Raw genomic sequence first — 16,159 nt, forward strand, 5'->3', positions numbered from 1 at the left:
CCTCTCCTCACGCCTCTGACGCACAACGAAAGCCGGCGAAAATCTGCCGGCGGATGGGGTAGTCCCAGTTGCGGAATCCATTGCGGACCGCCACCGGCGCGCTCGCCCACGCTCCTCCTCGCAGCACCTTGTATTCGTCGCCGAAGAACACCTCCGAGTACTCGCGATATGGGAACGCGCCGAAGCCCGCGTAGGGCTGGAAGTCGCTCGCGGTCCATTCCCACACATCACCCAGCAGGCCCCAGACCCCCTCGGCGCTCACGCCCTCCGGGTGGCTGCCCACCGGCAACGGGCCCCACGTGTCGCCGCCCAGGTTGGCGTGCGCGGCGGTGGGAGCCGCGTCACCCCACGGGTGCTCACGCGTCACGCCGCGGGCGCCGTGCGCGGCGCGCTCCCACTCGGACTCCGTGGGCAGACGCTTGCCCGCCCATCGCGCGTAGGCGTCCGCTTCGTACCAGCACACGTGCTGCACGGGCTCGTCCGTGGGCAGCGGCTCCACCTGACCGAAGCGCCTGCGCAGCCAGGGGCCCTCCCGCTGCGGCAACCAGAACTGCGGATGGGCGAGCTTCTGTGCGCGCACGAAGTCCCAGCCCTTCGGGTGCCACCAGCGTGGCGCGTCGTAGCCGCCGTCCTCGATGAAGGCCTGGTACTCGCCGTTGGTGATGGGGTGCGCGTCCATCAGGAACGGGCGCACTTCGCGCGTGTGCACCGGGCGCTCGTTGTCGAAGGCCCACGGGTGCGTGCTGCCCAGTCGCGCGACGCCGCCTTGGATGAGCACGGGGTGTCGAGACACGGACACGGGCGTGGGGCGCGCGGGCGTCGGCGGCAGGCGGTACTCCACCTCCGTCATCAACTGGAGCGTGGCCGCGAGCGTCTCCGCGTGTTGCTGCTCGTGCTGCGCCACCATGCCGAAGACGTATCCACCGGCGAGCAGCGGTGTGTCGCTGTCCTCCGGCACGCGCTCGGACAGGTGCGCGCGCACGGCCTCTCGCACGCGCGCGGCGTAGGCGAAGGCGGACTCGGGCGGCAGCAATGGGAGCGTGGAGCGTGTGCTCCGGGGATGTCGGAAGGCGTCGTAGATGGTGTCGAAGGCCGGGTCCGTCAGGGCCGGGGCGCCGAGCGCGCGCAAGAGCCACTGCTCCTCGTAGTTCGCCACGTGCGCGACGTCCCAGATGAGCGGCGACATCAGCGGCGAGTGCTGGTTCATCAACACCCGCTCGGGCAACCCGGCGAGCATGCGCAGCACCCGCGCGCGCGCGGTCTCCAATTGGGCCCAGGCGCGCGCCTTCCACGCCTGCCTCGTTCCATCCCCTGTCGGTGCTGTGGTCGAGCGGCCCATCGTGCGGGACATGGCGGACTCAACCTAGGGAGTGCCTGGGCGCGGAGGTAAGTCCCAGGCCCCCGGGGCCCGAGACCCTCGTGTTGGAATGTACGTTTCCGTGGAGAGCGGCCGACGCGCGAGGTGTGTCGTCACCTCGTCGACACCTCGCGCGGGGCGTGCGCCGCTCGGAGTTCTGTCCACTATCCCCGCGTCGTACAGGGCCCCCGGTCGCGGCGAGGGGGAGGGGGCCTCTATGCTGCGCGCCATGTCCAGTGCCGCGAAGCACAGCACCGTGCTCGTCGTGGAGGACGAGGACGACATCCGGGCCGCCATCGCTGAAATCCTCGAAGTGGAGGGCTACGACGTCACCGTGGCCTGCAACGGCCGCGAGGCCATGGAGGAGCTGACGGACGTGCGCTACGTGCCGGGCCTCATCCTGCTCGACCTGATGATGCCGGAGATGAACGGACACGAGTTCCTCGAGCGACGTAAGTCCATCGCCAGGCTGCGCAACGTGCCGGTGATGGTGCTCACCGCGGTGACGACGGACATCCCCCATGGCGCCAACGGCCTCCTGCGAAAGCCCTTCTCCGTGGAGGAGCTGCTGGACGCGGTGCGCAGCATGTTGCCCATCGCCGCGTGAGGCAGGCCGCGTGCCCGCTCACGGCTCGCGCTCCAGCGACAGGAGCGTCAACGTGCGCGAGCGGTCATCCCACGCGTAGCCCAGCACCAGCCCGTGGCGTGAGAGCCGGTGGTGCCCCGCCCCGCCGCCCTCCGGCAACGGCCCCCTGACCGAAGCGTCCCCCAGCCGCTCCAGCGCGCCCTGGAGCTCGCCGAAGGCCTCCGCGCTCATGCGCCCCACCTCTCGCCACGCTTGGGGCGAGTAGTGGATCCGATGAGGTCCTTGCGGACGCTGGCGAAGCTGCAGGGGCATCGGCCGGAGCCCTATGCCAATGCCGTGCCCACGCGATGGCGCCTGGGACTCGGAGCCCAGCTGCGGGGGAGAAGGTTTGAGCCTGAAGGAGTTACAGATCAGCGCCCTGGGAGACGGAAGAAACGACAGGTGGCGAGCGGGCGGGGGCCTGGGAGTCCGGGCGGGGGCAGGGCGAGCGCCGGGGCCCCTCTGAGCGCCGTCCGGGTGCCCGAGGGGGAGGCGACATCCCGAGCCGTCGCCGTGCGCTGGCTGCCCGTGGATGGCGTACGTGCTCACGTTGACACATGGGGCGACGTGTCCCCGGACAAGGAGAAGCCAAATGGCGGCACGGAGGCGGTACACCCCCTGGTCTGCCACGAACGGGCTGCTGTTCGGAGTGGCCGCGGGCGTGGTGCTGGCGCTCGCGGAAGTGGTGATGGCCCTGGCCTCGGGTGACAGCCCGTGGCGGCCGGTGCGCATGTCCGCGAGCGTGGTGTTGGGGCCTCGGGCTTTCGGCGAGGACTACCCGCTGGGGACGTTGGTGATGCTGGGCGTGGGGATGCACCTGGCGCTGGCCGCCATCGTCGGGGTGTTCTACTCGTTCCTGGACGCGATGCTGCCGCCGGATGGACGCGGGCGTTGGGAGTTCCAGGCCGCGGTGGGGATGCTGTTCGGCATCGGTGTGTGGCTGGTGGACTTCCAGTTCGTCGCGCGCGGCTACTACCCGTGGTTCCTCGACGTGCCGCAGTTCGCCCAAATCGTGTTGCACGCCGTCTTCCTGGGGCTGCCGTTGGCGATGCTCTTCACGGCGGCGGAGCGGCGTCGCGCGTTGATGGACATCGCGGAGAGCACACCGTCGTCAGCGCCGTGAGGCGGGGGCTCGCCGGAGCGCGTGGAGGCGTGCCACCAGAGGCGTGGGCGGGCGCGACGCGAGGCGTCGCGCGTGTTTGAAAAAACGCTGAAGGTATGGTGAAAGTACCCGACCTTCAGGGTTATCCAGGAGCCCTCGTGGCACCTGGGTAGGGCCCCCCTTTCGTGGACGACTGACACAGGCATGGACACAGAACTGGCGAGCATGCTGGGCGCGGCGGCGAGGGCCGCCCGGGTGCGGATGGGACTGACGCAGGCGGATGTGGCGGAGCGCATCGGCATGGCGTCGGAGGTGTATGGGCGCCTGGAGCGGGGCCACATGCTCCCCAGCGTGCAGAACCTGCGGCGACTGTGCGTGGTGCTCAACGTGCCGCCGCACCAGTTGCTGGGGTTGGGGGATGACCTGGCGGCGCCGCCTCCCGCGAAGGACAAGTCGGGCGCGAAGGCGCGCGAGGACGACACGCCGGAGATGCGGCGGCTGATGCGCAACCTGCGCAAGCTGTCCCCGGTGCAGCTGAAGCTGATGAACCTGGTCGCCTCGGCGATGCAGCAGAAGAAGAAGTGACGCGTCGCGGCCCCGTGTGCACGGGGCCGTGGGTGACGGCGTCACGGGCGCCGGTCGCGGATCCGCTCGGGGCGGGGTGACTGGAGGGATGCGCCCGGGTGCGCGGCGCTCTCGAGGGCCGTCTCCAGCGTGCAGCGCAGGGCGGCGAAGGTGCCCCCGAACAAGAACAACAGGCCCAGCCACGTGCCCGCCATCCAGAGCTTCCGCGCGCGGCTCCAGTGAGCGGGGTCCACCCGGCGCAGCCACGCGAGGGCGAGGGCCTCTTCCGTCGGAGTGATGCGCCTGGGGACGGTGCGGGTTCCACGGGGTGGGGTGGAGGCGCGCGGGTGGGCGCGCCTCGCCTCGGAGGAGGGCCTCGGGTGCGAGTGGGTGCCCTCGGACGAGGTCCTCGCGCGACGACGCGCGGCCTCGCGTGGATCCACGGAGTGCTCATGTGCGTGGGCGTCCTCGGAGGGGGTCCTGGTGCGGGGGCGTCCACCCTCGCGCGGCTCCTCGTCGCGCTCATGTGAGCGGTCGCCCTCGGACGGGTGCCTCGTGGGGGGATGCGCATCCGAGCGTGGATCCACGGAGTGCTCGTGCGCATGGGCGCCCTCGGATCCACTGCTCACATGGGAGCCTCCCGACGAAGTCGCGTGCCGCAGGTGTCTTCGCGCCAGTCGCACGGGCCACGGACTCGCGGAGGCGTCGTCCGGTGGCACCTTCCTCCGATTCACCTCCGAGTCCGTGGGAGACGGAGTCCGTGGGAACAACGGCCGGTCCCACTCGGGCGTCGCCGCGCGCAAGGCCGCCTCGAGCGCCGCGTGCAGCGAGCCTCCCTCCTGGAACCGCTCCTCGGGCTTCTTGCGCAGCAGCCGCTGGGTGATGGCGTCCAGCTCGTTCGGGACGCGCTCGTTGAGCGAGGACGCGGGCGCGGGCATGCGCGTCTCGATGTGCTCGGAGAGGACCTCGCGCGGCAGCGTGAGCGAGAAGGCCGGCGCACCCGTGAGCATCTCGTGCAGCGAGACGCCCAGGGCATACAGGTCATCCGTGGCGCGGAAGGCGTAGCGCGCGGCGCGCTGGGCGTGGTGCTCGCGGTGGAAGCGCAGGGCCTCCGGGCTCCGGTACTGGGGCGTGCCCGGAGGCAGCGGGCCCTCGGTGAGGGGCAGCGACTCCGCGTGGTTGGCGCTGCCGAAGTCCACCAGGACGGGCGACTCGTCCGAGGCGCGCACGAGGATGTTGGAGGGCTTGAGGTCTCGGTGGAAGACGTGGCGCGAGTGCAGCTCTCCGAGCGTCCACGCGAGCTGGGAGAACAGCCGGGCCACGCGCCGCGCGGAGGGGGCCTCGCGCTTCACCCACGTGGCCAGCGTGGCGCCCTCCACGTAGTCGAGCACCACGTAGTGGTAGCCCGTCCGGACATCCGGCCAGCGCCCGTGCGCCCAGACGCGCACCACATGCGGATGCACGGCGTGCAGCAGACACGCGAGCTCGCGGACGGCGCGCGCGTCCGTGCGGTCCAGGTCCTCGCTGCCCGGTCCTCGCAGCGCGAACTTGAGCGCGTGGAGGCGCCCGCCCTGCTCCACCTGGAACACCGCGCCGAAGGCGCCCTGGCCCAGTCGGGCACGGACGCGCCACGGGCCCACCTTCATCCCGGGACGCAGCGCGAGGGGATGGCCCGTCATCATGGGGTGCCTCGGGGGCTGTGGGCCATGAGGGTGATGGGGGACGCAACGGGCCGGTGTGCAAAGGGGGCAATCATCGGCATGACCCTGGGGTGGGGTTGGAACACTGGGTGACGACCTCCTGGGTAGCGAACCTAACAGGGAGGCACCACATTCAGTGATGGAACAGGTCGTGTCCTGTCACGCCGTGGATGAAACCCCCGGAAATCCCCGGGCTGTAACCCGTGGGCGCGTCCCGGCGTAGCGAGGAAGTCCCGCTCGGGCCGGCTCCGGTCCGCGCCTCTTCGCTCGAGGTCCCGCGTGCGTCCCACCTCCCTGCCGTGCACCGTGCTCCTGGCGCTGGTCGCCTGTGGACCCTCGTCGTCCGTGGACGAGGGCCTGGGGGAGGTCGGCGGGCTGGACACGTCCGAGGCGGGCATCACCGCCTTCGTGCGGGAGGGGCGCTACCGGGAGTGGCTCGCGGAGCCGGCACCGCGTCGCTCGGTGCGCTCCCATGGCGACCGGGTGCGCGTGTTCTTCAACGACGTGCTGGCCCGCTCCATGGCGGAGGGGAACCGCGTCCACCCCGTGGGCAGCATCACCGTGAAGGAGCTGTTCGAATCGGATGGCCGTACGTCGCGAGGCCACGCCCTCGACGTGAAGGTGGCCGAGGGGACCGGCAAGGACACCTGGATCTTCTACGAGGGCTTCGGTCCGGACTACGACGACAACTACTACGGCCGGGGACACGACACGTGCCACGGCTGCCACGCGGACCAGGGGACGGACTACGTGGCCACGCCCCTGCCTCGCTGACCTCGGGCTACGGCCGGTTGAGGGTCACGAAGGGGAAGGTCTGGATGACGAAGTTCCCCGCGTGGTCCTCCAGCCACACCTCCACGGTGTGCGGGCCGTCCAGCAGCTCCCGCGTGTCCAGCTCCGCCGTCCAGAGGCCGTCCCCCCAGTCCGTCCCCGCGCGGATGCCCGAGCCGTCCCGCGTGAACGCGACGCTCCTCACGCCGCTCACGTCGTCCGTCACCCGGACCTCCAGCACCACGATGCCCGACACGGCCTCGTCCGGTCCCGGCGAGAGCAGCTGCGCGCGCGGGGGCATGTTGTCGTAGCGCACCGTGCGGGTGAGGGTGGTGCTCAGGCCCGTCTCGCTCGTCGCGACCATCGTGAAGACGTTGTCCCCGGGCACCAGGGGCAGCCGGGCCATGAAGACGCCGCCGCCGCGCGGCACCTCGTACGTGCCTCCGCCGGGCGTCACCTCCACCCGCGTGGCCGACTCCGAGTACACGGCCAGCTCGTAGTCCATCATGTCCCCGGGCTGCGGCCCCACGAGCCACCCGTCCGGCAGGCCCGCCACGAGCCACGGCGCCTCGGCGTCCACCCAGAAGGTGAGCACGTGCTCCGTCACGTGGCCCGCCGCGTCCGTCGCGCGAATCAACACCTCGTTGGCCCCGGGGTTGAGCGCCAGCTGGTGCGCCACCAGTCCTCCGCCCGCGGGCACCTCCGTCACGTGCACCCAGTTGGTCTCCACGCGCACGGGGGAGGCATCGTCCACCCACACGCGGACCTCCGTCAGCAGCGAGCCCACCATCGAGCCCTCCGCGGGGTACAGCACCGTGAGGGTGGGTGCCACCGCGTCCACGCGCACCGTGGCCTGCTGGCTCGCGCGTCCGCCGAACGTGTCCGTGGCCACCAGCTGGATGACGTTGAGGCCGTCGCGCAGCGGGAGCTCCGTCCACACGAAGCCGCCGCTGTCCTGGGGCACCACCGGGTACTCCTCGCCGTGGAGGATGAACGCGGCGGACTCGATGAGGGCCCCGGGCGCCAGCGCCGTCACGAAGCCGCACACGCCCAGGCTCGTCTCGCCCATGAAGTCGGGCAGGCCGCACAGCGTCACCGAGGGCAACGGGTCGGGCGATGGGAGGATCTCCACCGCGCGCGTCCCGGTGCTGCCCAGGCGGTCCAGCTCCCGCGGCTGGAGCGTCACGCCGGAGAACACCGCGCGCACCTCCGAGTCGCCCAACACGCCCCAGCTCCCACGCGGACGCCACACCACCGAGTAGACGCCGTCCCCATCCGCGTCGTGGTCCGTCCCCACGGTGACGCCAGCCACCTGGAACGTCACCTGCCCCAGCCCTGGCCCTCGCGCACTCCAGCCATCGGCGCTCGTCACCCGGGCGGAGAGCGGGTTGTCCCGCCCCACGGTGAGCTGCGCCCCCGCGAGCACGGTGGTGATGGTCTCCACACCCTCGGTGGGCGGCGGAGGATTCGTGTACGCCGTGAGCAGCGTGGCGCCCGACACGCCGGGCCGGCTCATCGACGTGGCCGTCACCCGGACCTCCGAGGTGAGGGACGGAGCGAGCTCGATGGGCGTTCCCACCGAGAGCGTGAGGGACGTCCGCTCGCCAGGAGCGAGCGTCACGGTGGTGCGGTCCAGCGTCGCCGTCCAGCCCGGCAGTCCGCCCGAGGCCTCGAGCGCGAACGTGTCCGCGCGGAGCCCCAGGTTGAGGACCGTCAGCGTGTACGTGACGCGCTGGGGGTGGGGCAGGGCCTGGGCCACGGGCTTGCTCGCGGCGTCGTCCACGGTGACGCTGACGCCGTCACCCTTCTCGGGGAAGCAGGACAGCGCGAGCGTGGCGAAGGTGGTGGGGATGTCCGGATGGCGGGAGGTGCCCACGCCCCAGCCGCCGTCCTCGGCCTGCCGCGAGGTGAGCCACTCGAGCGCCCGGGCCACGCGCGGCTCCTGCTCCGGCGTGCGGCCCGCGAGGCACAGCGCGTACAGGGCGAAGCCGGTGGAGGTCTCGTCCGGAGTGTCTCCGTCGATGCTGCCCCAGCCCGGCGCGTCGTCGAGCGTGCGCGTGGCGAGCAGCCGCGTGGCCACGGACTCCAGCGCCACCGTGTTCTCACCCTGCTCACCGGGGCCCGCGGCCTTCAGTCCCACGGCCGCCCAGGCCACCTGATACGTGTACCGCTGGGCGTCGTCGAACGGGCCCTCGGACAGGTCGTTCAGGTGCTCGCGCAGGTACGCGGCGGCGCGGCGGAGCGCGTCCTGGTACCTCGCGGCGCGAGCGGGGTCCGCGCGCACGCGGGCCTGGGCGAGCGCCGTCATCAGCCGCGCGGTGACGCCCATGGTGGAGGCGCCCACGGGCCTGAGGGGATAGTCCTCCACCCAGCGTCCGCTCATCTCCTGCGTGCTCACGGCCCAGTCGGCCGCGCGCGCGAGCGCCTCCGAGTGCCGGTTGCCCACCTTCGCGTCGTAGCCGGCGAGCCCGAAGGCCGCGTAGCTGGTGTACGCGTTGCGGTAGTGCATGCCCTCCAGCGACCACGAGCCGCTCGTGTCCTGGCCCACGAGCAGGTCGCGCGCGAGCCGCTCCATGTTCTCGCGGTTGGTGCGCCCGTTGGTGGTGACGGTGTCCAGGTCGAAGCCGTTGGCGCTGGCCTGGGTGAGGCCGAAGAGCGTGGCGCCGTGGCGGTGGCACGACGTGCAGCCCTGGTCCTTCGTCCACGTGACGGCGTCCGCGCTGACGAAGTCGAGCGCGCGCTGGGCCGCCTCCACGCGCTCGTTCGCGCGAGAGGTCGTGGCGGACAGCAGCGTGACGAGCACGAGCCCCAGCAGCGAGGGCGAGACGGAACGAAGCGAGAGCGCGCGGATGGACATCGGACGTGTACCCATGGAGCCGGGCCCGCGCGCGGTTCACGCCCAGAGACTCAGCGCCCGGGATGAATCATGACCCGCACGCGCTCAATCACAAACAAAGGAGCGCGCACTTTCGAGCCTGCCTGGAGGGCTTGTGTAGAAGGTGTCATCAGACCCAGCACCGGGCCGCGAAAAGGTTGTCCGTGAGAGCGGCATACTGGGTGAGCGCGGGGGATTTGATTGGGAATCCACGAGTCGATTCCGCCTGTCCATGGAATCCCGAATGACAGTCATTGTGTAACGTGCCCGAGCACCCAGTCGCTCAGCGGGCGAGGAGCCGGGCCCTGTGCTCTCGCGGCGCGCGAGCCGGGGCTCTCACAATGTCAGACTCCAGGGTGTGTCCGGACTCGCGAAGTCCCGATGCACCGCTCGCGGGGGTGGATGCATCGTGTCATCGCGGTTGGCTGCTGACGGTGCGCGCTGAAACATGCGAGGAAGGCCGCCTGTCTCGCGCCTCATCTCGCGGCCCATCCCGGTGCTCGTCGCTCGCGCGTGGGGACAGGAAGGAAGACCCTCGATGTCGCAAGCGCTGCTCGAAGCCATCTCCCAGGACGATGTCGCCGCCGTGAAGGCTCGGGTCGCGACGGCGGATTGGAGTGTCCGCGACGGGTTCGGTCGTGCCCCGCTCGGCGTGGCGGCCTCGCGCGAGGGTGCCCAGGCGCGGGACATCCTGGCGGTCCTGCTGGACGCGGGCGCGGACGTGAACGCGGCGCAGGGCGCGGACAGTGACGAGGAGGAGGGCTGGACGGCGCTGCACCAGGTCTGTGTGCGCGGCACGTCGCCGGAGACGCTCGGGGCGGTGGAGGTGCTGCTCGCGCGTGGGGCGAAGGCGGATGGGGTGAGCGACAAGGCGTCGGTGACGCCGCTGGAGCTGGCGCTGCGCACGCACCACCTGGGCATCGCGGAGGCGCTGTTGAAGGCGGGGGCGAACCCGGACGCGGTGGGCACGTCCGGCCTGGCGCCGCTGCACCTGCTGGTGCAGCTGTACCGCGAGCGTGAGGGGGACCGGTACAAGAAGGGCGAGCGTGAGCACATGGCGGGGGCGGCGGTGAAGCTGCTGCTCGCGCACGGCGCGAAGGCGGGGACGAAGGACCGGAAGGGTGAGACGGCGCTGGCGAAGGCGCTGCTGTCCCGGCTGCCGGAGGACTTCGTCCTGGCGCTCGTCGCCGCGGGCTCGCCGTTGGATGAGTGGGTGGATCTGGGCACGCCGCCGGAGAAGGTGCTCGTCACGCCCGCGTCCATGGCGGTGGGGTTGGGGCAGCCGCCCTCGGTCATCAAGGCGATGCTGGAGACGGGGCTCGACACCACGAAGCCCGTCGGGCCGGACCAGCAGAACCTGCTGCACTACGCGGCGATGAAGCGCTTCGCCGCGCTGGCGCTGGTGCTGGAGCACCGGCCCACGCAGGACGTCGACGCGCGCGACGAGTCGGGCTCGACGGCCCTGTTCCTCGCGTCGTGGAAGGGGCTCACCAACAGCGTGCAGGCGCTGCTCGCGCGCAAGGCCAACCCGGACATCCCGGATGTGGATGGGAACACGCCCCTGCACACGGCTGCGCGCAACGGCCTGCAGGAGGTGGTGGAGGTGCTGCTCGCCGCGGGCGCGAACAAGTCGCTGCGCAACCAGGCGGGAGAGACGGCGGCCGACCGCGCCCGGCAGAAGGGCCACGAGAAGCTGGCCGCGCTCCTGGGCTGAGCGGTCCCGCGTGGGCCCACGGGGATGGGGCTCACATGAAGCAACGGGGTGGCCTCCGACGAAGAGGCCACCCCGGACCTACGGATGCATCAGTTGTCGACGAAGAAGTTGAAGCGCTGGACCGTGGAGTTGCCCACGCCGTCGCTCATCCACACGTCGACGGTGTGCGAGCCGTCCAGCAGCTCGGTGGTGTCGAGTGACGCGGTCCAGTCACCGTTCGCCTGCTGCGTGCCCGGGCGGATGCCGGACATGTCGCGGCTGAAGCCCACGTTGGTGATGGGGCCGAAGTTGTCGGTGACACGCGCGCGCAGGGTGATGGTGCCGCTCACCGTGGCGCCCGAGGCGGGCGACAGCAGCGTGGCGGTGGGGGCCTGCACGTCGTAGTTCACCCGACGCGTCGTGGTGGTGGAGACGCCCGTCTCGCTCAGCGTGACGATGGAGAGGTTGTTGACGCCCGGGGTGAGCGTCAGCGTGCTCTGCACCGCGCCGCCGCCGCGGCCCACCGACAGGGGCGCGCCGCCGTTGATGCGCACCGTCGTGCCGGACAGGGACTGCACGTTGACCGTGTACACGAGCTGGTTGTTGGGCTGCGCGCCGAAGGTCTGGTTGTCACCGGGGTTGGTGGAGACGACGGGCGTGCCCGGGTCCACCCAGATGAACACCAGCTTCTCCGTCACGTTGAAGGCGCTGTCCGTGGCGCGCACCAGGATGACCTGGTCGCCGTAGTTCATCGGCACCGTGTGCTCCACCGTGCCGTTGCCGAACTCCAGGATGGACGACGCCACCCACTGCGTCTCCACGCGCACCGGCGTCTGGTCCTGCACCGACGACGTCACCGTCACGTTGAGCTGGCCCAGCGCCGCGCCGTTCACCGGCGACTGCACCGTGAGAACCGGCGGCACGCGGTCCACCGTGAGGTTGACCTGCTTGGTGGTGACACCGCCGAAGCTGTCGCGCGCGGTGAGCTGGATGATGTTCGGGCCTTCCTGCAGGGTGATGGTCGTGTAGATGAGGCCGCCGTTGCCCGGCGTGAGCGGGATGACGGTGGCGCCGTTGATGATGAAGGCCGCGTAGGTGACGTAGGCGCCCGGAGCGCGCGGCGTGGCGTAGCCCCAGATGTCCAGCGTCGTCTCGCGCGTGAAGGCGGGCGGGTTGCCGATGGTGACCGACGGCGTCAGGTGCGGGAACGGGTCGATGATGACCGTGCGCGCGTCGGTGCTGCCCAGCAGGTTGGACTGCGGCGCCGAGCGCTCGATGCCCGAGTACACCGCGCGGAAGTCCTGCGCGCCCGTCACCGTCCACGAGTCCGCGGGCGGCACCCAGTCGAAGGTGAACAGGCCGTCCGCGTTGACGTCCGCGTCCGCGCCCACCGGGACACCGGCCACGTAGAACGTGACGACGCCGTTGGTGGGGCCCACGACGGGGTTGTTGTTGGCGTCACGCACGCGCGCGGACAGGATGTTGCCCGTGCCGATGGTGATGTGCGCGTTGACCGCGGGCGTCTGGATGGTGGTCGTGGTGGCCATGCCCGTGACGGGCGGCAGCGGCGGCGTGTAGGCGTTGACGCGCGCGGAGCCGGACACGCCCGGGGCGCCGCCGGAGACGGCGGTGAGGGTGAACTCGGACGTCAGCGCGGGCAGCAGGTTGGACGGCGCGTTGACGGTGACGGTGACGGTGCCCTCGCCGCCCGCGGGCAGGAAGAGGCTGACGGGGTTGGGGAAGGAGGCCCAGCCGGGCAGACCGCCCGACGTGCTCAGCGTGTACGTGTCCGCCTGGTAGCCGTGGTTCTTCACGTTGAAGGTGAACGTCGTCTGCTGGCCCTGCTGCGAGCCGATGAGCAGCTGCTTGCGCGCCTCGCCCACCACCGTGACGTGCACGCTGAAGTCGCCGTAGCAGGACAGGCCCAGCGCCGCGAACGTCGTGGGGATGTCGAACGTGACGGAGCCCGTGCGCCAGCTGCCGTCCGCGGACTGGCGCGTCTTGAGCCACTCGATGCTGCTGCGCACGCGCGGGTCCGTGGCGGGCTCGCGGCCGGCCAGGCACAAAGCGTAGATGGCGCTGCCGGTGGCCATGTCGTTGGCCGCGGCGTTGTGCAAGTCACCCCAGCCCGGGTTGCCGGGCGAGGCGCGCGCGAGCAGCCGGTTGGCCAGCGTGTCGATGGCGGTGAGGTTCGCGTTGGAGGGGCCGGGGCCCGCGGCCTTCAGGCCCACCACGGCCCAGGCCACCTGGAAGGTGTACGGCATGCCGTTGCCCGTGGCGCCCTGGTCCGCGTTGTCCAGGTTGGCGCGCAGGTAGGCGGCGGCGCGGTCCAGCGACGCCTGGTACTGCGCGGCCCGGGCCGGGTCCACGCGCTGCTTCGCCTGGGCGATGCCCACCATGATGCGCGCCGTGGTGGGCACGCTGCCGTGGTTCACCGGGAAGTTGGTGTAGTCCGACGGCCACCGGCCGCTGGCCTCCTGCGTGAGCAGCGCCCAGTTGGCCGCCGCCACCAGCGTGGCGCTGTACTGCGTGGACACGGACTGGTCATACCCGGCCAGGCCGAACGTGGCGTAGGACGTCTTCTCGTTGCGGAACGAGGAGCCCTCGTGAATCCACGAGCCGTTGGCCAACTGCTCCGTCGCGATGCGCTGGCCGAGGAACTCCAGGTTGTACTGGTTGGTCCGCCCGTTGGCGACGACGGCCGTCATGTCGTAGCCGTTGGCCCGCGCGGCCGCGAGGCCGAACGTCGAGGCGCCCACGCGGTGGCACGCCGCGCAGCCGTTGCCCGTCACCCACGTGGCGACGTCCGAGCTGAGGAAGTTGACGGCGCGCTGGGTGGACTGCGTGTTGGTCTGCGTCTGCGCGGACGCAGGCGTGGACAGGAAGGCGAGCAGCACCGTCAGCAGGCCGACGAGGGCCGACGGACGCGTGACACGCCGCGACGAGGCGGGGTGGAACATGGGTCTCCGGACAGGCGAAGAGCCGGTGCCAGTCATTGGCACAGGGCGCGGCACCTCCGGGGGCGCCTGGACGCACGAAGACCCGTCCTGAAGGAGGACCCAAGGCCCTCCGCCAGAGCGGACACGTCCAGGATGTGTGGATGGCTCCCCCCCGCAGGCAGCGCGTATTGGTGGAATACTCCACAGTGGTTGAAATTGTCCAGTCACCGAAAATCGGACAGTTTCAGTGATAACGGTGTTTTAAGTGACACCCACCGTCCGTGGGAGAGCGGCGCGCTCGGAGTGGTCTGGAAGGACCCGCAAGCGAGACTTGCGTGACACTCCCGTCACATGGCCCGGGGGCACGCCGGGGATTCATGGTGAAGACGGCGCGCTCGAGCGGGAGGGTTGGCCTCGCGGTGGGGCCGCTTCGCGCGACGTGAGGTGCTGGCCGCGGCGCGCCCGCGTGGGGGCCCCACCCGCGCGCGAGGGTGTCTGCTCGCGCGCGGGGACTGGAGACGCGGGACTTCAGCCGCCGACGATGTCGAGCGTCTGGCCGACGCCCTTCGCGCGGGCGACGTCGTAGAGGGCGCGGGCGAGGGCCACGTCCTGCAGCGCGAGGCCGGTGGAGTCGAAGATGCTGATCTCCTCCCCGGAGCGGCCGGGCTTCTTGCCGGCCACGACTTCGCCGAGGGTGCCGGCGATCTGCTCGGCGCGCAGCACGCCGTCATGCAGGGGGACGTTGACCTCGCCGGAGTGCAGGGCCTGCTCGGTGTCGTCGATGAAGACGCGGCCCTCGGTGAGGATGCGCGGGTCCAGCTCCTGCTTGCCGGGGGCATCCGCGCCCATGGCGTTGATGTGGGCGCCGGGCTTGACCCACTCGCGCTTCACCACCGGGGTGCGCGAGGGCGTGGAGGTGCAGACGATGTCCGCGCCGGAGGCCTCCTGGAGGCTGACCACGCGGCCGCCCTTCTCGGACTGGAGGGCCTTGGCGGCGGCGTCGGAGGCATCGGCGAGCAGCAGCTCCAGCTCCCCGAAGAGGGCGCGGTGCGCGTCGATGAGGACGCGGGCCTGCACGCCACAGCCGACGAGCCCGAGCGTGCGGGGCTTGGGCTTCGCCAGGTACTTGGACGCGACGCCGCCCGCGCAGCCGGTGCGCCACGCGGTGAGCCAGGTGCCGTCGAGGATGGCGAGCGGGGACGCGGTGTCCGGGTCGCTGAGGATGTAGAGGGCGCGCACGGTGGGCAGGCCGTGCTTCTTGGGGTTCTGGGGATGGGCGTTGACCCACTTCACGCCGGCCGCGCCGTCGAGGAACGCGGGCATGGCGCGGAAGTCGCCGTCGTACTGCGGCAGGGAGAGGTACACCTTGGGCGGCATGAGGGACTCGCCGCGGCCGTGGGCCCGGAAGGCCTTCTCGACGGCCTGGAGTCCGAGCTCGACGGTGTAGAGACCGCGCAGCTCTTTCGCGCTGAGGATGAGGGTGGACATGGCGGCGCTATATACCGGAGGTGTCGGTACGCCGCCCTGTGGGTGATGCTCCAGGGCCTGGTGAAGGGAGCTTCTTCCGTGGACTTGTGCACTTCCCCGCTGTTCGAGCGACTCGCCTCCGCCCGCCACGTGCTCATCGCCGGGGGCGGTGGAGGCTTCGACGTGTTCAGCGGGCTGCCGCTGTACTTCCGGCTGCGCGCGCAGGGGAAGACGGTGTCGCTGGCCAACCTGAGCTTCACGCGGCTGGAGCGCGTGGAGGGGGAGTGGACGGCCCCTGGGGTGGTCCGCGTGGACTCCACCACGGTGGGACCGGAGCACTACTTCCCGGAGGGGTGGCTGGCGCGCTGGTTCGCGCGGCAGGGGGAGGAGGTGTCCATCTACTGCCTGGACCGGGGCGGCGTGGCGCCGGTGCGGAAGGCCTATGCCACGCTGCACTCACAGCTCGGGTTCGACGCGGTGGTGTTGGTGGATGGGGGCACGGACATCCTGATGCGCGGGGATGAGGTCGGACTGGGCACGCCGGTGGAGGACATCTCCAGCCTGGGCGCGGTGCACGCGCTGCCGGAGATGACGAAGCTGGTGGTGTGTCTGGGCTTCGGCGTGGACCGGCACCATGGCGTCTGCCACGCGCACTTCCTGGAGTCGGTGGCCGCGCTCAGCAAGGACGGGGGCTACCTGGGCGTCACCGCGCTGCTGGAGTCGATGCCGGAGGTGGCCCGGTACAAGGACGCGGTGTCGTTCGCGTGCGAGCGGATGCCGAGCGCCCCGAGCATCGTCTCGCTCTCCGTGGTGTCCGCGCTGGAGGGGGAGTACGGCGACGTGCACCGCACGGTGCGGACGCAGGGCAGCACGCTGTGGATCAACCCGTTGATGAGCATGTACTGGGCGTTCGATTTGTCGGCGGTGGCGCGCAGGTGTCTGTACCTGGAGGCGCTCGCGGACACGCAGACGCCGTGGCAGATGGGCCTCATCATCGAGAAGTTCCGCGAGGAGCGTCCCATCCGGCCGTGGATGGACATCCCGGTGTGACGCGCGAGGAGTGCGC

At 71.1% G+C, this 16,159-nt stretch carries 12 protein-coding genes; 6 read left to right on the forward strand and 6 right to left on the reverse strand.

The features are described from left to right. Positions 1–7: 7 nt before the first annotated feature. Positions 8–1,351 (reverse strand): ergothioneine biosynthesis protein EgtB, encoded by a 1,344-nt coding sequence (egtB, locus tag LXT21_RS32260; RefSeq protein ID WP_254042049.1) that lies wholly within the window; start codon positions 1,349–1,351, stop codon positions 8–10. Between the two features lie 223 nt (positions 1,352–1,574). Between egtB and LXT21_RS32265 the strand changes: the two genes are divergently transcribed. Beyond that, positions 1,575–1,964: a response regulator gene (locus LXT21_RS32265; RefSeq protein WP_254042050.1), complete on the forward strand. Its 390-nt coding sequence runs from the start codon at positions 1,575–1,577 to the stop codon at positions 1,962–1,964. 18 nt (positions 1,965–1,982) lie between these two features. Here the strand turns inward: LXT21_RS32265 and LXT21_RS32270 are convergent, their stop codons facing one another. Beyond that, complete coding sequence (locus tag LXT21_RS32270; RefSeq protein WP_254042051.1) at positions 1,983–2,174, reverse strand: hypothetical protein; 192 nt, start codon at positions 2,172–2,174, stop codon at positions 1,983–1,985. Positions 2,175–2,574: 400 nt separating this feature from the next. On the opposite strand from LXT21_RS32270, the gene LXT21_RS32275 reads away from it, so the two are divergent. Together LXT21_RS32275 and LXT21_RS32280 are read left to right on the forward strand one after the other, a co-directional pair. Then, positions 2,575–3,105, forward strand: a complete 531-nt coding sequence (locus LXT21_RS32275; protein WP_254042052.1) for a hypothetical protein — start codon at positions 2,575–2,577, stop codon at positions 3,103–3,105. A gap of 183 nt (positions 3,106–3,288) precedes the next feature. Further along, positions 3,289–3,669, forward strand: a complete 381-nt coding sequence (locus LXT21_RS32280; protein WP_046717224.1) for a helix-turn-helix domain-containing protein — start codon at positions 3,289–3,291, stop codon at positions 3,667–3,669. 41 nt (positions 3,670–3,710) lie between these two features. On the opposite strand, the gene LXT21_RS32285 is transcribed toward LXT21_RS32280, so the two are convergent. Next, positions 3,711–5,330: a serine/threonine-protein kinase gene (locus tag LXT21_RS32285; RefSeq protein WP_254042053.1), complete on the reverse strand. Its 1,620-nt coding sequence runs from the start codon at positions 5,328–5,330 to the stop codon at positions 3,711–3,713. A 297-nt stretch (positions 5,331–5,627) separates the two neighbouring features. Here LXT21_RS32285 and LXT21_RS32290 point away from each other — a divergent pair, with 297 nt between their 5' ends. Continuing rightward, positions 5,628–6,122, forward strand: a complete 495-nt coding sequence (locus tag LXT21_RS32290; protein WP_254042054.1) for a hypothetical protein — start codon at positions 5,628–5,630, stop codon at positions 6,120–6,122. Between the two features lie 7 nt (positions 6,123–6,129). On the opposite strand, the gene LXT21_RS32295 is transcribed toward LXT21_RS32290, so the two are convergent. Further along, positions 6,130–8,991 carry an Ig-like domain-containing protein gene (locus LXT21_RS32295; protein WP_254042055.1) on the reverse strand — a complete coding sequence of 954 codons (2,862 nt, stop codon included), beginning with the start codon at positions 8,989–8,991 and terminating at the stop codon, positions 6,130–6,132. A gap of 541 nt (positions 8,992–9,532) precedes the next feature. Between LXT21_RS32295 and LXT21_RS32300 the strand changes: the two genes are divergently transcribed. Continuing rightward, positions 9,533–10,708, forward strand: coding sequence for an ankyrin repeat domain-containing protein (locus LXT21_RS32300; RefSeq protein ID WP_254042056.1), 1,176 nt, complete (start codon positions 9,533–9,535; stop codon positions 10,706–10,708). An 89-nt stretch (positions 10,709–10,797) separates the two neighbouring features. Here the strand turns inward: LXT21_RS32300 and LXT21_RS32305 are convergent, their stop codons facing one another. Both LXT21_RS32305 and LXT21_RS32310 read right to left on the reverse strand, forming a co-directional pair. Then, positions 10,798–13,647: an Ig-like domain-containing protein gene (locus LXT21_RS32305; protein ID WP_254042057.1), complete on the reverse strand. Its 2,850-nt coding sequence runs from the start codon at positions 13,645–13,647 to the stop codon at positions 10,798–10,800. Between the two features lie 507 nt (positions 13,648–14,154). Continuing rightward, positions 14,155–15,114 (reverse strand): ornithine cyclodeaminase family protein, encoded by a 960-nt coding sequence (locus LXT21_RS32310; protein ID WP_254042058.1) that lies wholly within the window; start codon positions 15,112–15,114, stop codon positions 14,155–14,157. Positions 15,115–15,192: 78 nt separating this feature from the next. Here LXT21_RS32310 and LXT21_RS32315 point away from each other — a divergent pair, with 78 nt between their 5' ends. After that, complete coding sequence (locus tag LXT21_RS32315; protein WP_254042059.1) at positions 15,193–16,143, forward strand: DUF1152 domain-containing protein; 951 nt, start codon at positions 15,193–15,195, stop codon at positions 16,141–16,143. Positions 16,144–16,159: the final 16 nt, after the last annotated feature.

The sequence above is a fragment of the Myxococcus guangdongensis genome (assembly GCF_024198255.1).
GTDB lineage: Bacteria > Myxococcota > Myxococcia > Myxococcales > Myxococcaceae > Myxococcus > Myxococcus guangdongensis.